A 1920-nucleotide genomic window follows, 5' to 3' on the forward strand; every position below is an offset into this window, starting at 1 on the left:
CCGTGCCTCCAACTACATTGGCTTTATCCGCCGTGCCTTAGAGCGCGCCGGTATGCCGCAGATTCCGGTTATCTCGTTAAATGCCAACGGCATGGAGACGAATCCGGGCTTCAAGATTACCCTGCCGCTTCTCACCAAGGCAATGCAGGCGGTTGTCTACGGTGACCTCTTCATGCGGGTTCTCTATGCGACCCGCCCATACGAGGCAAAAGCCGGTTCCGCCAATGCCCTGCATGAGAAATGGAAAGCAATCTGCATCAAATCGCTGCAGAAACACTCTTTATCCATGGCAGAGTTTAACCGCAACATCCGCGGTATTATCCATGACTTCGACGAACTTCCGAGACGCGATGTCCAGAAACCGAGGGTTGGCATTGTCGGCGAGATCCTGGTAAAATTCTCCCCGTTAGCAAACAACCACGTGGTAGAGCTTCTGGAAGCCGAGGGTGCCGAGGCTGTAATGCCGGATCTGCTTGATTTCCTGCTTTACTGCTTCTACAACAGCAACTTCAAAGCCGACAATCTGGGCGGCAAGCGTTCCACCGCACACCTGTGCAACATGGGAATCTCCCTGCTGGAGTATTTCCGGCGCACCTGCCGCCGCGAACTGGAACGCAGCACACATTTCCTTCCGCCTGCACGGATTCAGGATCTGGCGTCGATGGCGAAGCATTACGTTTCCCTCGGCAATCAGACCGGCGAGGGATGGTTCCTGACTGGTGAGATGCTGGAATTGATTCACAGCGGCACGACGAACATCATCTGCACCCAGCCGTTCGGCTGCCTGCCGAACCACATCGTCGGAAAAGGCGTCATCAAAGGACTGCGCGCCAGCCATCCGGAGGCGAATATCATCGCCGTAGACTACGATCCGGGTGCCAGCGAAGTCAATCAGCTGAACCGTATCAAACTGATGCTTTCCACCGCACAGAAGAACCTGCCAGAAAGGAAAAAGGAGTCAAGAATTGGATGATTTTGGATTGATTTTGGATAAAATTTCCAGCTGACTTTTAAAGACGTCTGTGCTATAATAAATTTATATGGAGTTTAAGATAGGCTGTGGATTCCATAGCCTATCTTCTATATAGTGGAACAAAAAGACAGACTAAAAGGAGATCTCAGGATGAAATCGAAATTATTCCTCTGCGCGGCTCTGGCTGCGGCTCTCTACGTGATGCCGTCTTATGCAGCTGATTATTCCGCACAGGTTGTGAGTTTTTCTCAGGAGGACCCGGACAACCTCTCCATCGAGCTGACCAGCTCCAAAGTAATTACCGACGATTTTTCATTCAAACTTCCATCCCAGGCATTTTCGAGACTCATCATGGTTCCGAGCGGGGATTCCTACGAGGTATATGAAAAAACAGCCTATGAAGCCAACGGAGGCGGACTTCTCTTCCGCATTCTCGCATTTGAGGACACGCATTACCGCGATTTAAACGGCTGCACCATCTTAGGCTTCTGCGGCAACAAGCTCTTCATTCTGGATCCGCACTACGACGAGCAGTATGCCAGCGACAGCGAAGAATATACACAATGCAAAGAAATCGTGACCTCGATCAAGAAGAGTTTCATTTCCTATATCAAAGACGCCGGGACGGTTGAGTAGCATCGAATCGAATATAAATATGCAAAAAGAACGTCAAATTCTAAGTTTTTCGCTTGGATTTGACGTTCTTTTTTACTTTAAACTCTTCTATTTAAATCAAACGCCTCTTACTGTTTAACCTTCTCCGGATCCACCAGACTAATCAAAATAAACACAGCCCCGCAGACTGCCAGCATAAAGAATCCAACATTCTTAAATACCGGAACCAGCGCCGGAACCATATTCCATGCCACGATCGACACAATCGAAGCCATGATGGTCCAGAAACCTGCCTTGCGGCTGGAGAATTTCGGGCACAGCAGACCGCCGAT

General features: G+C 49.7%; 1 protein-coding gene and 2 pseudogenes. 2 read left to right on the top strand and 1 reads right to left on the bottom strand.

Annotation, left to right across the window (positions count from 1 at the left end; translation table 11 throughout):
* Together QVO97_RS07115 and QVO97_RS07120 are read left to right on the top strand one after the other, a co-directional pair.
* Positions 1-973, top strand: a pseudogene (locus tag QVO97_RS07115) (2-hydroxyglutaryl-CoA dehydratase); the annotation flags it as partial.
* Positions 974-1123: 150 nt separating this feature from the next.
* Complete coding sequence (locus tag QVO97_RS07120; protein ID WP_022359667.1) at positions 1124-1609, top strand: hypothetical protein; 486 nt, start codon at positions 1124-1126, stop codon at positions 1607-1609.
* Between the two features lie 107 nt (positions 1610-1716).
* Here the strand turns inward: QVO97_RS07120 and QVO97_RS07125 are convergent.
* Positions 1717-1920: pseudogene (locus QVO97_RS07125) on the bottom strand (sodium:solute symporter family protein); the annotation flags it as partial.

Origin of the sequence: Clostridium sp. CAG:43 (assembly GCF_000434655.1) — a bacterium.
Taxonomy (GTDB): domain Bacteria; phylum Bacillota; class Clostridia; order Lachnospirales; family Lachnospiraceae; genus Otoolea; species Otoolea fessa.

What these genes read in the sequence shown, in the direction of transcription:
- QVO97_RS07120 (WP_022359667.1), top strand. Translation starts at nt 1,124, where the DNA reads ATGAAATCGAAATTATTCCTCTGCGCGGCTCTGGCTGCGGCTCTCTAC.